This is a genomic window from Sulfitobacter sp. JL08 (assembly GCF_003352045.1).
Taxonomy (GTDB): Bacteria; Pseudomonadota; Alphaproteobacteria; order Rhodobacterales; family Rhodobacteraceae; genus JL08.
Genome location: NZ_CP025815.1, coordinates 4,272,011 through 4,290,225, shown reverse-complemented (window position 1 = coordinate 4,290,225; position 18,215 = coordinate 4,272,011). Strand labels below are relative to the sequence as shown.

Here is an 18,215-nt window from a genome sequence, read left to right as displayed (position 1 = left end):
ACGTGGCGCACCCCAATGGTGTTCGATTCCGGGATTGCTCGGTTATGCAGCTTCCATTTGCGCATCTATTTCCGCGTCAAATGCCCAGGACAACCAAGGCAGCATGGCTGATATGTCGGACGTTTCTACCGTTCCGCCACACCAGATGCGCAGGCCGGGGGGGGCATCGCGATAGGCCCCGATATCATAGGCGACACCTTCGGCATCCAGCCGTTTCGCAACGGCCTTGGCGAAAGCCGCGCCATCAACGATACGGGCGTCGGTGAATTTCAGGCAAACGGATGTATTGGACCGCGTCGCCGGATCTTCTGCCAGATAGGCGATCCAGTCATTGGCATTCACGAAGGCCTCGATCGCGGCGGCGTTTGCGTTGGCACGGTTGATCAATCCGGTCAGTCCACCAACCGAACGCGCCCAGTCCAGGGCAACCAGATAATCTTCCACCGCCATCATCGACGGTGTATTGATGGTTTCCCCCCTGAAGATGCCATCAATCAGTTTGCCGCCTTTTGTCAGGCGGAAAATCTTGGGCAATGGCCAGGCCGGTGCATAGTTTTCCAACCGGGCGACCGCGCGGGGCGACAGGATCAGCATGCCATGTGCACCTTCGCCGCCCAGAACCTTTTGCCAGCTGAATGTGGTTACATCCAGTTTATCCCAAGGCAGGTCCATCGCGAACGCGGCCGACGTGGCATCACACAGCGTCAGACCTGCGCGATCCGATGGGATAACATCCCCGTTCGGCATCCGCACGCCCGAGGTTGTGCCGTTCCAGGTAAAGCAAACATCGTGATCGTAGTTCAATGCCGCCATGTCCACGATCCGCCCGTAATCGGCTGTGTGAACCGTCGCGTCGATTTTCAACTGTTTGACAGCATCGGTGACCCAGCCAGCGCCAAAACTTTCCCATGCGACCATTTCAACCGGGCGTTCCCCCAACAGGTTCCACATCGCCATTTCAAAGGCGCCGGTATCCGATGCCGGCACGATACCGATGCGATAATCGGCAGGTATGCCAAGCAGGTCGCGGGTCTCTTCGATTGCGGCCAGCAATTTGGCCTTGCCAACTGCGGCACGATGGCTGCGCCCGAACGGGGCGTCAGACAGTTTTTGCAATTCGAATGTAGGGATTTTGGCACAAGGGCCAGACGAAAACCGCGGATTAGCCGGCCGCGATGCCGGTTGTTTAATAGCCATTTCTGCTATCCTTCCAGATAAGCGCCCTTCGTTGGGGAAGGGTGTCCCACCGCTGGAAATACGGGCGCAATCGGGGTGGTGCAAGCGCCAAAACGCCGCTATAGCGCCGCTTGATGAATTAAATGCGACCTTTTTGAAGTGGATCGGAAACTTGGCAGGCCCGTTTGTTGCCACACTCCTTACCTCGCCCCAAGGCCGGAAACTGGATCCAAGCCTTGTCGACTCATTGCGCAATGCGTGGGGCGGCGGGGGTGCCCTGTGGCTCGCCGCGGATGAAGCAGCAGAATTCACCTTTCCGGTGATGCCTGACAATCACCCGCAGGTCTGGGATGATCTGCAAAAGCTGGGCGTCGATCTGGTGGTACAGCAAGCTGACAATCGCAAAAAGAAAATGCTGCTGGCCGATATGGACAGCACCATGATCCAGCAGGAATGCATTGACGAACTGGCAGACGAGGCGGGTGTGGGTGCGCATGTGGCGGACATCACCGCGCGGGCGATGAACGGAGAGCTGGATTTCAACGCAGCGCTGGTTGAACGTGTCGGTCTGCTGGCTGGGCTGGACGCAAATGTGATCCATCACGTTCTGGCGACACGCATAACGTATATGCCGGGCGGGGCCGAACTTGTCGCGACGATGAAGGCCAATGGCGCTTACACGACACTTGTTTCGGGCGGGTTTACGACGTTTACGCATCAGGTTGCCCGGCATCTGGGCTTTGACGAAAATCGCGCCAATTCCCTGATGATCGACGCCGGCAAACTGACCGGGCATGTCGCCCTGCCGATCCTTGGGCGGCAGGCCAAGGTTGATGCTTTGGTGGATATTTCGAACAGGCTGGGATTGCCGGAAACAGACGTTATGGCGGTGGGCGACGGCGCCAACGATCTGGGGATGCTGACACGGGCCGGAACCGGGGTCGCGTTGCATGCCAAGCCAGCGGTTGCCGCGCAATGTGATGTCCGGATCAATCACGGTGACCTGACTGCGCTTTTGTACATTCAGGGATACAGCAAAGCTGAATTCATACGAAATAATTAACGTTGCATTTAATTAACATTTACGTTAATTATTGTACATGTCGAACCTGATCAAGATATTTGCAGCCCTTTCGGATGAAACCCGTTTCACGCTGGTTACCCGATTGATGGAGAAAGGCGAACAACCTGCCGGTGCGCTGGTGGCCACGGCAGACATGACAGCGCCCGCCATTTCAAGACACCTGAAAGTACTGCGCGAAGCCGGCGTGATCCGGCAACGCGCCGAGGGAACCAAACGCTATTATTCCGTGCGGCCCGAAGCCATACAGGCGATTTCGGGATGGACACTGGACCACAAGGCATTCTGGGAGGCTGGCCTTGACCGGCTTGATGCCTTTCTGGCCGCAGAGGGAGAAAACGAAGATGGCTGATATCCGTCTGGAACGCAAATTCAAGGTAACAGCCGAACGACTGTTCCGGGTGGTCACCGAACACGCGCAGCTTTTGCAATGGTGGGGTCACGACGGGATGGTTGTTCAGAAAGAACATATCGATTTCTCGAAAACCGGGCCGTGGTTTTTTGATATGTCGGATCAGAACGGCCAGCGGTTCAAGATGTCAGGTCAGGTCACCCATGTGGATTCACCCAGATCCGTCGGGTTCACGTGGGGCTGGCACGACGATACCGACCAACGCGGCAAGGAAAGCCATGTCACGTTCACCATCGTTCCAACGGCATCTGGGGCACGATTGATTGTGGATCACCGGGAGCTGCCCGACAGCGAGATTGCGACCCGCCACGAAGCCGGTTGGAGCGCGACTCTGGTACGGCTTGGCCGGATATTGAATTAACCAAAGCAACCACAAAGGGAGAGTATTATGACAGATTTCATTTTCGCCTATCATGGCGGCAAAATGCCGGAAACACCGGAAGAGGGCGCCAAGGAAATGGCCAAGTGGCAGGCGTGGTTCGAAAATCTGGGTGACGCAGTCGTAAATCCGGGGAATCCCGTGGGTATGTCAAAAACCGTAAGTGCCGCAGGGGTCGCAGATGATGGCGGCGCAAATCCGCTTTCGGGGTTCACCATTGTCCGTGCGAAAGACATTGATGCTGCTGTCGCCATGGCCAAAGGCTGCCCGATGGTCAGCAGCGGTAATGGCAGTGTCGAAGTTGCGCCAGTGGTCGAAATGTAAACGTCAAAGTAAAGTCGCAGCGGGTTTGATTGAACCCGCTTCGATCCCCCGCCGGTTCAGAATCGGGGCAAAACGCCGTTTGCGTGTCGCGGGGTGTTCCGCGTCCAGCACACCCAATTTGACCAGAATGGATGCAATCGCGCATTCACTGGCGCGCGTGGTGCCGTCAACGATCTTTAGCGCGACACCCAGTTTCTTTTCGGGAATGATGGCCACAAAGAACGCTTCGGCACCGGTTTTGATCGCAACCTTGCCGTTCATCGCGCGCATCAGTTCCGTACAGGCACGGCCTTCGCCAGCCACCAGATCAGGATGCAGCATCATGGCTTGCGACAATCTTACAGCGGCCTGACTTGTCGTGTCGGTCCGCTCGTGCGCAGAGGCGAAAAAGGCCATCGCGCGGGCCATTCCGTGCAGGGTTGTTGCAAAATTGGGGGCAGAACAGCCATCTACCCCGAAACCCGGACTGGCCTGTTGCGTGGTTTGTTCAAACGCTTCCAGACAGGCGGTTTGAACCGGATGATCGGGATCAACATAATCCGGCCCGGCACCAAGATGCTGGGACAGGGTCAGAAACCCCGCATGTTTGCCCGAGCAGTTGTTGTGCATCTGACACGGCTTTTCATATGCCCTGATCAGGGCGTGATTTGCCGGCTTGTCATCCGGCCATTGGGGGCCGCACCGGAAATCGTCATCGCCAAGTTCAAGGTCTTTCAGCCACGCCGCCACACGGTCGGTGTGAATGGCCGCGCCGTTGTGGGATGCGCACGCCAAAGCCAGTTGTTCCGTCGTCAAACCGGCCTGATCTGCGGCACCTGATGTGATCAGCGGCAGGCCCTGAATCATCTTGGCGGAACTGCGCGGCAGCACGACGGCTTCGGGATCACCCCATGCCTGAACGATCTGTCCTGCTTCGTCACAGATCACGGCGTGGCCGGCATGAATACTTTCCAGAAAAGGACCGCGCCAGATTTCCACCATGGGAACGGGTGCGGATGCGGAATTGTTCATTATTTTATACTCACGGTTGCGCGAATTCCTGCCAATCGGGCTTTCGCCTGTGGCAGGTTTCAGGCTAGTGTGCTTCTGTCGAAAAGAAAACGGGTTGATACGATCAGACAGCCGGAACAAGGCTGCAAAAACGCGTTTGAAGTTGAGGATTAGGACGGCTGGAGGCTGGACAAATGGGAATTAAGTTAGCGGGCGCAATTTCGGGGCTGTGTTTGGCGGTACTGGGCAGCAGTGCCTGGGCGCAAGAGCAAAGCACAAACCGCGTCGCGGCCAAAACGGACTGGAGCGTTTTTGTAGAAAGCGACCCAAAGGAATGCTGGGGCGTGTCATCCCCCAAGGAAACGGTCAATACGCGCGATGGCCGCATTGTTGCTGTACGCCGTGGCGATATCCTGTTGTTCGTGTTCTATCGTCCGGGTGCCGAAGTGAAGGGCCAGGTTACATTCACGGGCGGATATCCGTTCAAACCCGGTTCCACGGTCAATCTTGATATCGGTGGCACCGAATTCGAACTGTTCACCGAAGATGAATGGGCATGGCCGGCATCAACGGCGGATGACGCGAAAATCATCACGGCGATGAAGCGTGGCGCACAGGCTGTTGTCACGGCCGTATCGTCAAAAGGCACCCAGACCAAGGACACCTTTTCGCTTTTGGGTTTCACCGCCGCACTGGAAGATGCTGAAAAGCGGTGCGAGGGCTGATCCAGCCCGGCTACCAAAAGCTATGACCAGTCTAGCAAAAAATGAACGCGGCTGATGCCGCGTTTTCTTTTGATATTTCAGTCTGACCCTATATAGAGGCACATTGCTGAAAACGGAGAGTCCCGATGTCTGTAAAGGCGCCGATCACACAGGATGTACATACGATCCCGCGGAAACTGCCCGAGGGGCCGATAAACCTTGTCGGGCTGACCCGCGCGGCATTGGCGGACACACTGGTGGCCCACGGCACGCCGGAAAAACAGGCCCGGATGCGCACGCGCCAGATCTGGCAGTGGATTTACGAAAAGGGCGTGCGTGATTTTGACCAGATGACCAATCTGGCAAAGCCCTATCGTTCAGAACTGGCCCAGCATTTTGTTATTGAAGTTCCCGAGGTGGTAACCCGTCAGGTCAGCAGTGACGGCACCCGCAAATATCTGGTGCGCATTGCCGGCGGTCACGAGGTCGAGGTTGTGTACATTCCCGAAGAAGGGCGCGGCACGTTGTGCATCAGCTCTCAGGTCGGGTGTACGCTGACCTGTTCGTTCTGCCATACCGGCACGCAGAAACTGGTGCGCAACCTGACTGCCGGGGAAATAATCGGCCAGGTGATGATCGCACGCGATGATCTGGGCGAATGGCCCGAGCCGGGCAAAAGCCCCAATGTCGAGGCGCGGTTGCTGTCCAACATCGTTCTGATGGGCATGGGCGAACCGCTTTACAACTTTGAAAACGTGCGCGACGCGATGAAAATCGCCATGGATCCCGAAGGCATTCAACTGTCGCGCCGCCGCATTACACTGTCGACTTCGGGTGTGGTGCCGGAAATCGCCCGCACCGCGCAGGAAATCGGCTGCCAGTTGGCGGTGTCCTTTCATGCAACAACGGATGAAGTGCGTGACACGCTGGTTCCGATCAATAAACGCTGGAACATCGCCGAGTTGCTGGATGCATTGCGCACCTATCCCAAGGTCAGCAATTCGGAACGGATCACGTTTGAATACGTCATGCTGCATGGCGTGAATGACAGCGATGAAGACGCACACCGTCTGGTCAAACTGATCGAGGGCATTCCTGCCAAGATCAACCTGATCCCGTTCAACGAATGGCCCGGCGCGCCCTATAAACGATCCTCGAACAACCGGATCCGGGCGTTTTCGGAAATCGTGTATCGGGCGGGCTATGCCAGCCCCGTACGCACGCCGCGCGGCGAAGACATCATGGCCGCCTGCGGACAATTGAAATCCGCCACCGAACGGGAACGCAAATCGCGCAAGCAGATCGAGGCCGAGGCCGGGCTTTGACCGGTGGCGCTGCGCAGACGGGATATTCTGGGGTCCACTGCGGTTCTGCTGGCAGTTTTTGGCATACCGCCATTGTGGCGACGCGCATTTCCGTCTTTTGATTTTGTACCGCTGGACGGGTTTCCCGGATTTCGGAAACTGGATCAGGGGCCGGTTTCATCAGGGCCGGTTGCCCTGATCGGGCTGGATGCACCGGACCCATCGATTGCAGCGGAACGGGCCGAATTGCTTCAGACGCCCTGCGCCGCGCTGTACGAAAATCACACTCCGGAAGACGGTCTGCCGATTGCCGTGTTTTCGGATTACAACTGCCCCTATTGTTTTGTGCTAAGCGAACGATTGATCCGACTTGAGGAAAGCGGAGCACCAATCCGGCTGGTCTGGTACGAACTTCCATTGCTCGGGGACCGTTCCGACAGGTCGGCCAAAGCTGCGCTTGCGGCGGCTGAGCAGGGGCAATACATCGCCGCGCACCGTTACCTGATGCGCAAGGTGTTACCGCCCGGTCCTTTTGGTTTGCGCCAAATGGCGCAAGAGCTTGATCTGGACCCCGATAAACTGCTGCGCGATGTCGGCGGTGAACCTGTTGCAAGCAGCCTGCGTAAATCCAAGGCGCTTGCCAGTGCCCTGGGCGTGATCGGAACACCGGCAACCGTGATTGGCCGGACACTGGTTCTGGGTTCGATCAGTCCCACAAATCTGGATCAGTTGATTACACTGGAAGCGCAAGACGGCCCGTTTCGTTGCCTTAATTGATTGCAGGATGCCCCTGAATTGCCCTGTTCGCGGACGATAAAGGCCATTGTGAACCGCAATGCTGTGCCCAGTAAAAGGTAATCAAAGGACCAAACCTTATGTCGATGGTAAACAAAAACGAATCGTTCGAAGCCGAAAAAATCCTGAGCCTTGTCACGCAGGAACGCTCCAAGGCCCTGTCGCCCCGCGAATGGCGCCACCGTTTGGCCGGCTATGGATATGGCATCGAAAACACCACCGAGGGCATGATCGTTACCAAACTGCCCTTCGGAAACGCGCTTTGCATGGTGCCGCACGCCGCCGCAGCCTGATCTGGCCTAACGACCGGGCAGGTTGTCGCGCGCGGGCGCTGGCTCCCAGTTCTCGATGAGGTCTACCGCTTCGGTCGCGGTTTCCACAAAACGGAACAGATCAAGATCTTCGGCGGAAATCGTGCCGGCGTCAGCCAGCGCTTCCCAGTTGATGATCTTTTCCCAGAATGCGCGGCCAAACAGCAGAAACGGCACGCGCTCCATACGCCCGGTTTGGATCAGCGTCAGGGATTCGAACATTTCGTCCAAAGTTCCGAATCCGCCCGGAAAAATGCAGATTGCCTTGGCCCGCATGAGAAAGTGCATCTTGCGGATCGCAAAATAATGGAAATTAAAGCACAGATCCGGCGTCACATATTCATTCGGGGCCTGTTCGTGTGGAAGCACGATGTTCAACCCGATTGATGCGCCGCCTGCGTCGATGGCACCACGGTTTCCGGCTTCCATCACACCGGGGCCACCACCGGTGACAATCACATCCTCCCGGCCATAGCTCTGGACAGATTTCAGCGTCATCAACCGCGCGAATTCGCGTGCTTCGTCATAGAATTTCGAAAGATCGGCAAGCGTTTTGGTGCGGGCGCGGTCCTTGTGCGCAGGTTCGGGAATGCGCGCGCCCCCGAACAGTACAACTGTGCTTTCGATCCCGCGTTCATCAAGGATCATCTGGGGTTTGAGCAGTTCCAGTTGCAAGCGGACCGGGCGCAATTCATCCCGACACAGAAAATCGGCATCCGCAAATGCCAGTTTGTACGCCGGAGCACGCGTTTGCGGGGTATTGGGAATACCTTCGGCCGTTTCAATATCGGTATGCGCGTCCCGAAACGGGCTGTGGCGGTCTTCTTTCATTCTGTGCACCTATGTTTTCCAGCCTGAGAACCTATCGCGAAAGAGGTGAATTGCCCAGAGTGTGATTGCAAGGTTTCACATGATGGTGTCTAAGCCGTTCGCAGCACAACAAGGGGTTAACCATGTCCAACGCTCAACTGGAAACCGCAATCGAAGCCGCATGGGATGCGCGCGATACAATTACGCCGACAACAGGCGGTGAAACGCGTGAAGCGATCGAAGACACGCTGAACGCCCTGGACAGCGGCGCGTTGCGTGTCGCCGAACGCGGGACAGACGGCAACTGGCACGTCAACCAGTGGGCCAAAAAGGCCGTGTTGCTTGGGTTCCGGATCAAGGACATGGAACAGCAGGATGGCGGCCCGCAGGCCGGCGGCTGGTGGGACAAGGTAGACAGTAAATTCAAAGGCTGGGGCGACAACCAATGGAAAGCCGCAGGATTTCGGGCCGTTCCGAACTGCGTTGTCCGCAAAAGCGCTTATATCGCGCCGGGCGTCGTGTTGATGCCGTCCTTTGTAAACCTTGGGGCCTACGTGGACAGCGGTACAATGGTGGACACATGGGCCACAGTGGGGTCATGCGCCCAGATCGGCAAGAACGTGCATTTGTCGGGCGGCGTGGGCATTGGTGGTGTACTTGAGCCGATGCAGGCCGGACCAACCATCATCGAAGACAACTGTTTCATTGGCGCACGATCCGAAGTTGTCGAAGGGTGTATTGTGCGCGAAGGATCGGTTCTGGGCATGGGTGTGTTTATCGGGCAGTCCACCAAGATCGTAGATCGCGAAACCGGCACCGTCACTTATGGCGAGGTGCCGCCCTATTCCGTAGTGGTCGCAGGGTCTATGCCGTCGAAAAACGGGATCAATCTGTACTGCGCGGTTATCGTCAAAAGAGTAGATGCGCGGACACGGTCAAAAACCGGTATCAACGAATTGCTGCGCGACTAGAATATACCGGTTGCGCCACAGCCGCGACCGACAGGAGTAGAAAATGGGCGATAAGAAACCAAGCCGGCAGCAGGTTTACACTCTTGTCGTGCAGATCGGCCGCAAAGAAGGCGATGGCCTTCCGGATAAGGCGACAGGTGCCGCACTCATGTGTTTTGCATCCGGCATAGACGAGGCGGAAGCTGTTCGCGAAACTGTCGCCATTCTGAAACAAGCGGATACAGCGCCACTGGATGTCACCGGCTATGGCACTTTGTCAGAGCGAGAGGCCGAAGGGCATGACATTGATGAGGATGAGCGGCAACTGATGCAACGCGCGCTGGACGAAAACGCCGTGATCATTGCGCAAGTCACGCCATTTTTTGACTAGTTGGACAAGCGCCCCTTAGGGGCTTTTACCGAACCATTTGCGGTAAATTTCTTCATATTCACCGTTTTCCCGCAGGGTCAAAAGCGCCTGATTCACATCTTCGACCAGCGCACTGCCGGATGGCAGGGCAATGCCGTAGTTTTCCCGCATGAACACCGCACCGGCCAGTTCGCCGACAGAGTTTGTTTCAGTCGCGATATAATAGGCCAGAACAGGCGCATCGAAAACAACGGCGTCCAGTTCCTGCGCTTCAAAGGCGGCCAGCAGATAATCAAGCGTTGTAAACGCAACATAGTCCAGATCGCGCCGTTCCATGAAACTGGCCGACGTCGAATTTTCGATTGTGCCGACCTGCTTGCCATAAAGATCATTAAACGAATTCACCGACCCGTTGATGGCCTCGACCGTCATGGCCGACGTGATGTGGGCCACGAAAATCGACACGATGAAAAGCGAGGAAATCACCAGAAGAACGCCAAACAACCGGCCGAAAACCGTTCGCGGCACCCGTTCTTCGAACCCGCCGTTCACGACAAGGTTCAGCGCCCACCAGAACGACGGAAACAGGGCATCGGATGCGCTGCGATCAAAGTAAGGCTGCGCACGGCGTTCAAACCGCCACATCAGCATTCCACCCGCCAACAACATGGCAAATGCCGCCAGCACGGCCAGGACAAGTTCGACCGAGGCGACAGCCCGCCAGATGGACGGGCCTGTTGACGCCTGCTTTTGCGTCATGATCTGCAAACCGGATTCAAAAATCGGGTGGCTGAAATCCATTTTGGCTTCGCGCGCGGATGTGATCGAAATGTTGGCGATCGCGGCATCCGCTTCGCCGTTCTGGACTGAATCGAGCATGTCCGAGAACCGATCATGGCGCGTGATGGTAAATTCCTGCCCGATGGTTTCAGAAAGAGCCTGCCAGAGATCGATGGAAAAGCCGGTCTGCGCCCCATCGATGTTCATGGAGAACGGTGGCCGTTCAACAGTGCTGATTGTCAATGACTGCGCCGAGGCCCAAAACGGCCAGATCAGAACAAATGCCAAGACTTTGAAAAACATGAACCGCATATTGCCCCGTACGTCAAAGCTGATGCGTAATCAAGACGGTCGAAACTATGCCGCGCGTTGTTCCGCCAATGTAATTGCGTCGAACCATCGTAGAACCGGAAATGCGGCCTGTCCGTGTTCAGGCAAATCATTGCGGTTCACGTTTGCAAGCACACTGGCCTTCAGCTCATCCGGCTTACGACGCAAGCGCCCGATATAAAGGCTTTCGGCTGATGCACCCGCAAGCATCATGGCTTCGTGTTTTGGCAGGATCACTTGTGTGTAGGTTATTGTTTGGGAAAACTGCTGTGGCAAGGCAACCGTACCGTTCACAAGATGCCGCGCGGGTACAAGAACCGCTTCACGACCAAAAAGGTATTCCACCTCTGATCCGCGGATCACCAACCGTTGGTCCGGGGCCACGATGATATCCTGCTGAAGCCCGAAATAGGGCGCGCGCAGGCGGATGGGCGCGAAACTTCCCCGTGCGGGCACGGTGCGTTTTACGGTATGCAGCACCGGCACAAGGCCTGTCTGCTCTGTCCGAACAAGATCACCGCGCTTCAGGTTGCCGGCACGCACATGTCCTTTGGATGTTTCAATCGGCGCGGATCGGGTGAGTGTTGGCATCGGACCGATTGGTTCAATCTGGTCTGACAGCGCGAAAAACACCACGTCTTCGGAAATATAGCGCTGGTGATGTGCAAGAAACAGATCGTGCAAATCCGCAAGCGGAAGCGGTTTCGGGTTCGCCACGCTGACCATGTGAACATCAATACCTTCCGGTCGTTCAATTGCGAGCCGTGCCCAGCGTTTCGGCGCATCCCATGCATAGGTTACGCGCACAACATCCGTGCGCACCGCGCTGTTTTGCAGGATCGTCGCATGGGTGATTTCCCCGTTCTGTGCGATCACGAGGGTCAGCCCGCCGCCGGGAATGGCCTTGAGCGTCAGCGCTGTCAGCCAGCCATCCCGCCCCCTGAATGCAAACAGATCCTGTGGTCTGCCATCCGGCGAAAGCCGTGTTTCGATCAGCAGGGTTCCCCTTGCCAACAACCCATCCGGTTCAATTCCAGCCTTTGGCCCATCAGCGGTGCCAAGACCGGTCAGCGTGAATTCCTGACCGTCATGATCTGCAAGTGCCAGCCACGCCATCGTCTTACGCCGCCTTCTGTCTGGACATCAGAACCTGCGCTTCGAACTGGCGCAGCGTGCGGCGCGCGGCCGCGCTGTATCCAGAGCCGGTTTCGGGGTCAATCTCGGGGAACAGGGCACAGATTTCTTCTACAATATCCCGTTCAAAACTTTTCGTGGTCTGTGGCCCCGGTAGAAAGCTTTCCGTTGGTAATCCTTCGGAAAAGACCACTTGATGTTCATCGAACAGGATGTGCACGTACGTGACTGTTCCGCCGGTTCGGGGGCGCACAGAGTAGTCGTTGACCAGATCCTTGGCAGCAACCAGCACCTCGGCATCTCCGAACAGAAGTTCGGCCAGACTGTCACGGATCAGAACCCGGTGTTGCGGAGACACCAGCAAATCCTTGTGCGTTCCAAAGGTATTCGCCCTTATGTGAATGGGGGCAAACGCGCCTTCGGAGTCGACGGTGCGCTGACCGACCCACCGTACCGGCTGATGCCCGTTGTCATGGGTTACAACCAGCGCGCCGGGCGCAAGGGATTCTACCGGTACCTCACCGTCCGGTGTCAGGATCAAAGTGCCGGCCACAAAGCACGGGATTGAACTGACATTGACAAAAGCAATATCAGAATTGGTTCCGCTGTCGGCTTTGTAGGTAAACGCGAAGTCTTCGGTATCGCCGTCACCCACAATTTCCAGAGTGCCGTCCGCATTCAGAGACACTGTTTGCCCGGACGTCAGCGTCACGGTGTCACCCACACCGACAGGTTGGCCGTTGATCTCGGTTATCGTCAGCGTGCTGCCATTGTCGATATCGTTGGCCAGCACGTCCAGCGTTCGCGTCCCTGTCGGAAACAGATTGGTGCTGTCATCCTGCGCGATAATGTCGGTCTGGATGCTGTTGCCCGCGATCAGAAGATTGGAATCGTAGCTGTTGTCCGACACATCGGCGATACCGATGCGGATCGAATTGATCTGGTTCGGCACCACGTTCATTTTCAGGGTCATGGTAACGGTGAAACCGTCCATTTCCGTGTTGAACTGATCGCCTGTATTGTCTTGGTACAGGTTGGCGTTGCTGTTGGAATTGACATTGCCCGGGTCGGCATCACCGTTGCCCAGTGACAGTTCTACCTGTGCGCCGTTGACCCATACGCCAACGAAATCCTGATATACCGAATTCTGGAATTCCGGGTATTCTTCGGACGCAAACACAAACTGCATCGTCATCACGCTGCCTGTGGGAATGAAATCAACATCCAGATAAGCCGCATCAAACGTATTGGCGCCGGCCGCGGCGTTGAACAGCGGGTCGTTGTTGTCGCCGCTGGTATTGGTTGACGTATTGCCGCGCACGTTGGTGTTTGAAGACCCATTAGAATTCGTAAAATCACGCACGCGACCGGTGGACAGGATCACGCCACTATCGCCCGGCGTAACACCCGGTGACGTCGTGTTCCCGCCGGTAAAGATACCCGAAGACCGGTTGTCGCCATCATAATCAGGGGCATCGCCACCCGGTACCGACGCGGTGATGATCGTTACGCCCGTGCCAAAAATAGCTTGCGCCATTTGCAGGGCAGACGCCGATTCATTGATCGAAAGCTCTGTCGCCGTTGCCATGTCTGCCCCTACTCGAACCAACAAGAGACAGCACACGCATCAGCACAGGGTTTCTTCCCCGTGGTTTCGAATAGAAAACAACTGTGTTTTCAACGGCTTGTTTCGGCCTAACTGCTGATTGCCCTGCCTCGGGTCATATTATTGCCAGAATCCTAGCACGAAGATTCCCGCTCTGTTAAGGGCTTGTTGACCATCAGGTGTGATTGCACGCGCCATTTTGGCCACAATTGCATCATGCGCGTTACGGATTTACCCACGGCGTTGGAAGAAAGAGGATATCCATGACAGATACAGACGCTGCCGACCTGACCGCAAAACTGATCCGGTGCCCATCTGTAACACCCGTTGAAGGTGGCGCGCTGGTGTTGCTTGAAAGCGTTCTGAGCGAGGCCGGTTTCGAATGCACGCGCGCAGATCGCGGTGACGTCAGCAACCTGTTTGCCCGCTGGGGTCCACGTGGTCATGCCCGCACTTTTGGCTTCAACGGCCACACCGATGTCGTTCCACTGGGTGATGAGGCCGCCTGGTCGATGGCGCCTTTTGGCGGTGAGATCAAAGACGGGTTCATGTATGGCAGGGGCGCGACAGATATGAAATCAGGCGTCGCGGCCTTTGCAGCGGCGGCGATGGATTTCGTTCGAAACACACCGCCGGACGGCGCGATCATTCTGACCATAACCGGCGACGAGGAAGGCGCGGCCATCGACGGCACGACTGCCTTGCTGGACTACATGAAATCATCCGCAGAACAGATGACGGTGTGTCTGGTCGGCGAACCGACCTGTCCGGATGTATTGGGCGAAATGATCAAGATCGGACGCCGCGGTTCCCTGACGGCATTTTTCACCGTGACCGGTGAACAGGGCCATTCGGCATATCCCCATCGCGCCAACAATCCATTGCCGGCTATGGCCAGGCTGATGGATCGCCTGTCAAGCCACACGCTGGACACCGGAACACAGCATTTCGACCCGTCCACGCTGGCCGTAGTCACAATCGACACCGGAAACCCGGCAACGAACGTTATTCCCGCGTCGACACGATCAACCGTCAACGTGCGCTTTAATGATAGCCATACAGGACAAGGCATAACCGACTGGTTGTTGCAGGAAGCCGAAAAGGTTGCGCAGGAATTCGGCGTGACGATCGACACGATGGTCAAGGTTTCGGGCGAAAGCTTTATTACGCCGCCGGGCGAATTGTCGGACCTCGTTTCCGGGGCAGTCGCGTCGGAAACAGGTATCACGCCGGTCTTGTCCACCACCGGCGGCACGTCGGACGCCCGGTTTGTCAAGGATCACTGTCCTGTTGTTGAATTTGGCCTTGTCGGAAAAACCATGCACCAGGTCGATGAACGGGCCGAGGTGGCGCAAATCCATCAGCTGAAATCGATCTACACCCGGATTTTGAAGGATTATTTTGGCTAAAGCACGCGCCTTTCAAACGCGCTGTCGTTCGGCATCTGGACAGTAAGCAATGCGGCGAAAAACTCTGGTTGTCATGGTCAAGGAACCGCGCCCGGGGCGCGTGAAAACGCGGCTGGGGCACGAGATAGGGATGACAAGGGCCGCATGGTGGTTTCGCCATCAGGTTGCGTTCTTGTTGCGGTCGGTTGCGGACCCAAGATGGGATATCGTTTTAGCGGTCACACCTGATAGGGCTGGATTGGCCAGCCGGGTCTGGCCGGCGCACCTGCCGCGTCTGGCGCAGGGCGCGGGCGATTTGGGCGACCGGATGCGTCACATATTTCGCAGCGCGCAAAAAGGCCCCGTTTGCATTATCGGTGCCGACATTCCCGGCATTCGGCGCCAGCATATCAATGCCGCATTTCGCGCGCTTGGCAATCACGATGCTGTCTTTGGGCCGGCCACTGATGGCGGGTTCTGGCTTGTTGGTCTGAAACGGCCCGCCCCTGTTCCGCCAGCCTTGTTTGCCAATGTGCGCTGGTCCACTGAACACGCCTTGTCTGACAGCCTGACAGGATTGAAAGATGCGCGCGTTAGCAAAATAGATGTCTTGCGGGACGTCGACACAATGGCCGATCTGGCGTGTTTTGCGCATGACGGCGCGATTAGGCCGTGATACGCAAGCAGCATGGCTCGTATCCCCACAAAACCCGAGATTCTGGAATGGATTTCCAACAATCCGACCCTGACCGCCAAGCGCGATATCGCCAAGGCATTCGGGATCAAGGGCGCTGCCCGAATTGATCTGAAACGGGTGCTGAAAGAACTGGAAGCCGAAGGGCATCTGGAAAAAAGAAAAAAGACCTATCGCGATCCTGATCGTCTGCCCCCGGTAAGTGTTTTGCAGGTTCTTGCCCCTGATGCTGACGGAGATTTGTTTGCACGCCCTCTGGAATGGCACGGTGAGGGCGTCGAACCCATCGTATTGATGGTGTTGCGGGCATCCGATCCGGCGCTGGGCGAAGGTGATCGCATTCTGGCCCGTCTGACCCACGTGCAGGAAGAAGACCACAATTACGAAGCCCGTTTGATCCGCCGGATCGGAAGCAACCCCAAAAGAATACTGGGCGTGTTTCGCAAGAAAGCGGAAGGCGGGCGGATCCTGCCCATCGATAAAGGCCGCGAAAGCGAATGGGTTGTCCCTGACGGCGCGACCAACGGCGCCAAGGACGGTGAACTGGTCGAAGCTGAACAATCGGGCCCCAAGGACAGGTTGGGGCTGCCGCGCGCCCGCATTGTCGAACGGTTGGGCGATCCTTCCGCGCCGCGCGCAGTGTCGCTGATTGCAATCCATCAGCACGGAATCCCCGATGATTTTCCGGACGAAGTGATTGCCGAAGCGGATGCTGCCAAACCGCAAGGTTTGAACGGGCGACAGGACTTGCGGGATTTGCCGCTGATCACCATTGATCCATCCGACGCGCGCGATCATGACGATGCTTGTTTTGCGCAGGCTGATGACGACCCCAAGAACCCGGGTGGTTATATTGTCTGGGTGGCGATTGCAGATGTTGCCGCCTATGTCACATCAGGATCGGCGCTGGACCGCGAGGCGCGAAAGCGCGGCAATTCCAGCTATTTTCCGGACCGCGTTGTTCCGATGCTGCCAGACCGTTTGTCGGGCGATTTGTGTTCGCTGCACGAAGGTGTCCCGCGCCCTTGCGTGGCCGTTCGGATGGTTCTGGATGCACACGGGCGCAAACTGAGCCATCGTTTCGTGCGGGGATTGATGCGGTCGCCCGCGTCGCTGAATTATCAGGAAGTCCAGAACGCCATTGACGGAACCCCGAACGAAAAAACCGCGCCATTGCTTGATACGGTTCTGAAACCGCTATTTGCCGCCTACCACGCGTTGGACAATGCCCGGAAACTGCGCCAACCACTGGATCTTGAACTGCCGGAACGCAAAGTTGAGCTGGGCGAGGACGGCACCGTCAAGTCAGTTCAATTCCGCGCACGTCTTGATGCGCACAAACTGATCGAAGAATTCATGGTGCTGGCCAATGTCGCCGCAGCAGAAACCCTGATCGCAAAAAAATCGCCGCTGCTGTTCAGGGTACACGAAGAACCGACACCCGAAAAACTTGAAAGCCTGCGCGATACGGCGCAAGCGGCAGGTTTCAATCTGGCCAAGGGTCAGGTCCTGAAAACCAGCCACCTGAACCGGCTGCTGAATGATGCTGCGGGAACAGAAGAAGCCGAACTGATCAATCTTTCGACCCTGCGTTCGATGGCGCAGGCCTATTACAGCCCTGCAAATTTCGGCCATTTTGGTCTGGCATTGCAACATTACGCACATTTTACGTCACCCATCCGGCGCTATGCCGACCTGATTGTGCATCGCGCTTTGATCAGTGCGCACAAGTGGGGTGATGATGGCCTGACACCGGATGACATTGAACGACTGGATGCCACCGCTGCACATATTTCGGATACCGAACGCCGGTCGATGATGGCGGAGCGGGATACCAATGATCGCTATCTTGCATCCTATCTGTCTGAGCGCGTGGGTAACGAATTTACCGGACGCATCAGCGGGATTGCGCGGTTCGGCGCTTTTGTGAAACTGGATGAAACAGGTGCTGACGGGCTTGTGCCGATCCGTTCCTTGGGGCGCGAGTTTTTTCATTTCGATGCCAAGAACGGCACATTGATGGGGTCGGATACCGGATTGACGATCAGCATAGGGCAACGCGCCACTGTACGCCTGACCGAAGCCGCCCCTGTGACCGGTGGAATCGGTCTGGAACTGCTGACGCTTGATGGAAAAGCACTGCCGAAAGGGGTTTCCCCCGCAGGTCGTTCACCCCGCCGCAAGATCAGCAAGGCCAAACGCAAAAGCGACAAGACAAAGCGCAAGCTGACGCGGTCGCGCCGCTAAAGGTGGTAGGTCAGCGCGTGCCGGATCAACAGCCCGTGCCGGGCAGGATCAATCTGGTGAACAGCGTCAAAAAGCACCGCGCGATTGCCAACAATCCGGTCAAGCCCGGGAAACGTTGCCGCGAACCCCGAAATGATATCGGTCTGGCAATGCGCGAATAGTGCAAAGCTGGCCGACTTTGGCACACCAAGACGCAGGGTAGAGCCTGATTTTGTAACCGGCGTCAGATAGGCGGGCTGGCCCCATTTCAGCGTTTCTTCTATCGGGCCGACTTCGGGCAGGCGTGCAGCCGTCTTGAAGATCAAAGCGCGCAATTCCATCAGACCGGCCACGGCGCTTTCGGGCATGGATTGAAATGCTGCTGCAACTGCGTCTGTTGAAAACGGTTGGGTCACGGGACGCGCCACCACTGTTGCACATGAACGGCAAA

At 56.8% G+C, this 18,215-nt stretch carries 20 protein-coding genes; 13 read left to right on the top strand and 7 right to left on the bottom strand.

Annotation, left to right across the window (positions count from 1 at the left end; translation table 11 throughout):
* Positions 1-42 precede the first annotated feature (42 nt).
* Positions 43-1,197 (bottom strand): phosphoserine transaminase, encoded by a 1,155-nt coding sequence (locus C1J05_RS21045; protein ID WP_114871979.1) that lies wholly within the window; start codon positions 1,195-1,197, stop codon positions 43-45.
* Between the two features lie 151 nt (positions 1,198-1,348).
* Here C1J05_RS21045 and serB point away from each other — a divergent pair, with 151 nt between their 5' ends.
* The 4 genes from serB to C1J05_RS21025 are packed head-to-tail and all read left to right on the top strand — an operon-like array spanning position 1,349 to position 3,372.
* Positions 1,349-2,239 carry a phosphoserine phosphatase SerB gene (gene serB / locus C1J05_RS21040; protein ID WP_114872503.1) on the top strand — a complete coding sequence of 297 codons (891 nt, stop codon included), beginning with the start codon at positions 1,349-1,351 and terminating at the stop codon, positions 2,237-2,239.
* A 37-nt stretch (positions 2,240-2,276) separates the two neighbouring features.
* Positions 2,277-2,609, top strand: a complete 333-nt coding sequence (locus C1J05_RS21035; RefSeq protein WP_114871978.1) for an ArsR/SmtB family transcription factor — start codon at positions 2,277-2,279, stop codon at positions 2,607-2,609.
* Positions 2,602-3,030 (top strand): SRPBCC family protein, encoded by a 429-nt coding sequence (locus tag C1J05_RS21030; RefSeq protein ID WP_114871977.1) that lies wholly within the window; start codon positions 2,602-2,604, stop codon positions 3,028-3,030. Before C1J05_RS21035 ends, C1J05_RS21030 begins: the two co-directional genes overlap by 8 nt.
* 27 nt (positions 3,031-3,057) lie before the next feature.
* Positions 3,058-3,372, top strand: coding sequence for a YciI family protein (locus C1J05_RS21025; RefSeq protein ID WP_114871976.1), 315 nt, complete (start codon positions 3,058-3,060; stop codon positions 3,370-3,372).
* 3 nt (positions 3,373-3,375) lie between these two features.
* Here C1J05_RS21025 and C1J05_RS21020 read toward each other — a convergent pair whose 3' ends face one another.
* The gene (locus C1J05_RS21020) at positions 3,376-4,383 is read right to left on the bottom strand and encodes an asparaginase (protein ID WP_254684670.1); all 1,008 of its coding nucleotides are present in this window, start codon (positions 4,381-4,383) and stop codon (positions 3,376-3,378) included.
* 173 nt (positions 4,384-4,556) lie between these two features.
* On the opposite strand from C1J05_RS21020, the gene C1J05_RS21015 reads away from it, so the two are divergent.
* From C1J05_RS21015 to C1J05_RS21000, 4 genes are all read left to right on the top strand, one after another.
* Positions 4,557-5,087 (top strand): invasion associated locus B family protein, encoded by a 531-nt coding sequence (locus C1J05_RS21015; protein ID WP_114871975.1) that lies wholly within the window; start codon positions 4,557-4,559, stop codon positions 5,085-5,087.
* 125 nt (positions 5,088-5,212) lie between these two features.
* Positions 5,213-6,391 carry a 23S rRNA (adenine(2503)-C(2))-methyltransferase RlmN gene (gene rlmN / locus C1J05_RS21010; protein ID WP_114871974.1) on the top strand — a complete coding sequence of 393 codons (1,179 nt, stop codon included), beginning with the start codon at positions 5,213-5,215 and terminating at the stop codon, positions 6,389-6,391.
* A 3-nt stretch (positions 6,392-6,394) separates the two neighbouring features.
* Entirely contained in the window at positions 6,395-7,147 is a 753-nt protein-coding gene (locus C1J05_RS21005) for a DsbA family protein (RefSeq protein ID WP_114871973.1), read from the top strand.
* A gap of 98 nt (positions 7,148-7,245) precedes the next feature.
* On the top strand, positions 7,246-7,458 hold the full coding sequence (locus C1J05_RS21000) for a hypothetical protein (protein ID WP_254684669.1): 213 nt from the start codon (positions 7,246-7,248) through the stop codon (positions 7,456-7,458).
* Between the two features lie 6 nt (positions 7,459-7,464).
* Here the strand turns inward: C1J05_RS21000 and C1J05_RS20995 are convergent, their stop codons facing one another.
* Positions 7,465-8,307 (bottom strand): TIGR00730 family Rossman fold protein, encoded by an 843-nt coding sequence (locus C1J05_RS20995; protein WP_114871972.1) that lies wholly within the window; start codon positions 8,305-8,307, stop codon positions 7,465-7,467.
* 122 nt (positions 8,308-8,429) lie between these two features.
* Between C1J05_RS20995 and dapD the strand changes: the two genes are divergently transcribed.
* Together dapD and C1J05_RS20985 are read left to right on the top strand one after the other, a co-directional pair.
* Positions 8,430-9,257, top strand: a complete 828-nt coding sequence (gene dapD, locus C1J05_RS20990) for a 2,3,4,5-tetrahydropyridine-2,6-dicarboxylate N-succinyltransferase (RefSeq protein WP_114871971.1) — start codon at positions 8,430-8,432, stop codon at positions 9,255-9,257.
* 43 nt (positions 9,258-9,300) lie between these two features.
* A complete protein-coding gene (locus C1J05_RS20985; protein ID WP_114871970.1) occupies positions 9,301-9,627 on the top strand; it encodes a hypothetical protein in 327 nt (108 codons plus the stop codon).
* Between the two features lie 15 nt (positions 9,628-9,642).
* Here C1J05_RS20985 and C1J05_RS20980 read toward each other — a convergent pair whose 3' ends face one another.
* The 3 genes from C1J05_RS20980 to C1J05_RS20970 are packed head-to-tail and all read right to left on the bottom strand — an operon-like array spanning position 9,643 to position 13,438.
* Entirely contained in the window at positions 9,643-10,698 is a 1,056-nt protein-coding gene (locus C1J05_RS20980) for a transporter substrate-binding domain-containing protein (RefSeq protein WP_114871969.1), read from the bottom strand.
* A 45-nt stretch (positions 10,699-10,743) separates the two neighbouring features.
* Entirely contained in the window at positions 10,744-11,832 is a 1,089-nt protein-coding gene (locus tag C1J05_RS20975) for a Hint domain-containing protein (protein ID WP_114871968.1), read from the bottom strand.
* 4 nt (positions 11,833-11,836) lie between these two features.
* Complete coding sequence (locus tag C1J05_RS20970; protein ID WP_114871967.1) at positions 11,837-13,438, bottom strand: Hint domain-containing protein; 1,602 nt, start codon at positions 13,436-13,438, stop codon at positions 11,837-11,839.
* Positions 13,439-13,719: 281 nt separating this feature from the next.
* Here C1J05_RS20970 and dapE point away from each other — a divergent pair, with 281 nt between their 5' ends.
* The 3 genes from dapE to rnr are packed head-to-tail and all read left to right on the top strand — an operon-like array spanning position 13,720 to position 17,785.
* Complete coding sequence (gene dapE, locus C1J05_RS20965) at positions 13,720-14,865, top strand: succinyl-diaminopimelate desuccinylase (protein ID WP_114871966.1); 1,146 nt, start codon at positions 13,720-13,722, stop codon at positions 14,863-14,865.
* Between the two features lie 49 nt (positions 14,866-14,914).
* Positions 14,915-15,520, top strand: coding sequence for a TIGR04282 family arsenosugar biosynthesis glycosyltransferase (locus C1J05_RS20960; protein ID WP_114871965.1), 606 nt, complete (start codon positions 14,915-14,917; stop codon positions 15,518-15,520).
* A 12-nt stretch (positions 15,521-15,532) separates the two neighbouring features.
* Positions 15,533-17,785, top strand: a complete 2,253-nt coding sequence (gene rnr, locus C1J05_RS20955; protein ID WP_114871964.1) for a ribonuclease R — start codon at positions 15,533-15,535, stop codon at positions 17,783-17,785.
* Here rnr and C1J05_RS20950 read toward each other — a convergent pair.
* Positions 17,782-18,180, bottom strand: coding sequence for a DUF1801 domain-containing protein (locus tag C1J05_RS20950; protein ID WP_254684668.1), 399 nt, complete (start codon positions 18,178-18,180; stop codon positions 17,782-17,784). The two genes, rnr and C1J05_RS20950, sit on opposite strands and share 4 nt — an antisense overlap.
* Positions 18,181-18,215: the final 35 nt, after the last annotated feature.

Excerpts from the sequence above, each read along its gene's own strand:
- C1J05_RS21045 (WP_114871979.1), bottom strand. The coding sequence starts at position 1,197 with ATGGCTATTAAACAACCGGCATCGCGGCCGGCTAATCCGCGGTTTTCG.
- C1J05_RS21035 (WP_114871978.1), top strand. The coding sequence starts at position 2,277 with ATGTCGAACCTGATCAAGATATTTGCAGCCCTTTCGGATGAAACCCGT.
- C1J05_RS21030 (WP_114871977.1), top strand. The coding sequence starts at position 2,602 with ATGGCTGATATCCGTCTGGAACGCAAATTCAAGGTAACAGCCGAACGA.
- C1J05_RS21025 (WP_114871976.1), top strand. The coding sequence starts at position 3,058 with ATGACAGATTTCATTTTCGCCTATCATGGCGGCAAAATGCCGGAAACA.
- C1J05_RS21020 (WP_254684670.1), bottom strand. The coding sequence starts at position 4,383 with ATGAACAATTCCGCATCCGCACCCGTTCCCATGGTGGAAATCTGGCGC.
- C1J05_RS21015 (WP_114871975.1), top strand. The coding sequence starts at position 4,557 with ATGGGAATTAAGTTAGCGGGCGCAATTTCGGGGCTGTGTTTGGCGGTA.
- rlmN (WP_114871974.1), top strand. The coding sequence starts at position 5,213 with ATGTCTGTAAAGGCGCCGATCACACAGGATGTACATACGATCCCGCGG.
- C1J05_RS21000 (WP_254684669.1), top strand. The coding sequence starts at position 7,246 with ATGTCGATGGTAAACAAAAACGAATCGTTCGAAGCCGAAAAAATCCTG.
- C1J05_RS20995 (WP_114871972.1), bottom strand. The coding sequence starts at position 8,307 with ATGAAAGAAGACCGCCACAGCCCGTTTCGGGACGCGCATACCGATATT.
- dapD (WP_114871971.1), top strand. The coding sequence starts at position 8,430 with ATGTCCAACGCTCAACTGGAAACCGCAATCGAAGCCGCATGGGATGCG.
- C1J05_RS20985 (WP_114871970.1), top strand. The coding sequence starts at position 9,301 with ATGGGCGATAAGAAACCAAGCCGGCAGCAGGTTTACACTCTTGTCGTG.
- C1J05_RS20980 (WP_114871969.1), bottom strand. The coding sequence starts at position 10,698 with ATGCGGTTCATGTTTTTCAAAGTCTTGGCATTTGTTCTGATCTGGCCG.
- C1J05_RS20975 (WP_114871968.1), bottom strand. The coding sequence starts at position 11,832 with ATGGCGTGGCTGGCACTTGCAGATCATGACGGTCAGGAATTCACGCTG.
- C1J05_RS20970 (WP_114871967.1), bottom strand. The coding sequence starts at position 13,438 with ATGGCAACGGCGACAGAGCTTTCGATCAATGAATCGGCGTCTGCCCTG.
- dapE (WP_114871966.1), top strand. The coding sequence starts at position 13,720 with ATGACAGATACAGACGCTGCCGACCTGACCGCAAAACTGATCCGGTGC.
- C1J05_RS20960 (WP_114871965.1), top strand. The coding sequence starts at position 14,915 with ATGCGGCGAAAAACTCTGGTTGTCATGGTCAAGGAACCGCGCCCGGGG.
- rnr (WP_114871964.1), top strand. The coding sequence starts at position 15,533 with ATGGCTCGTATCCCCACAAAACCCGAGATTCTGGAATGGATTTCCAAC.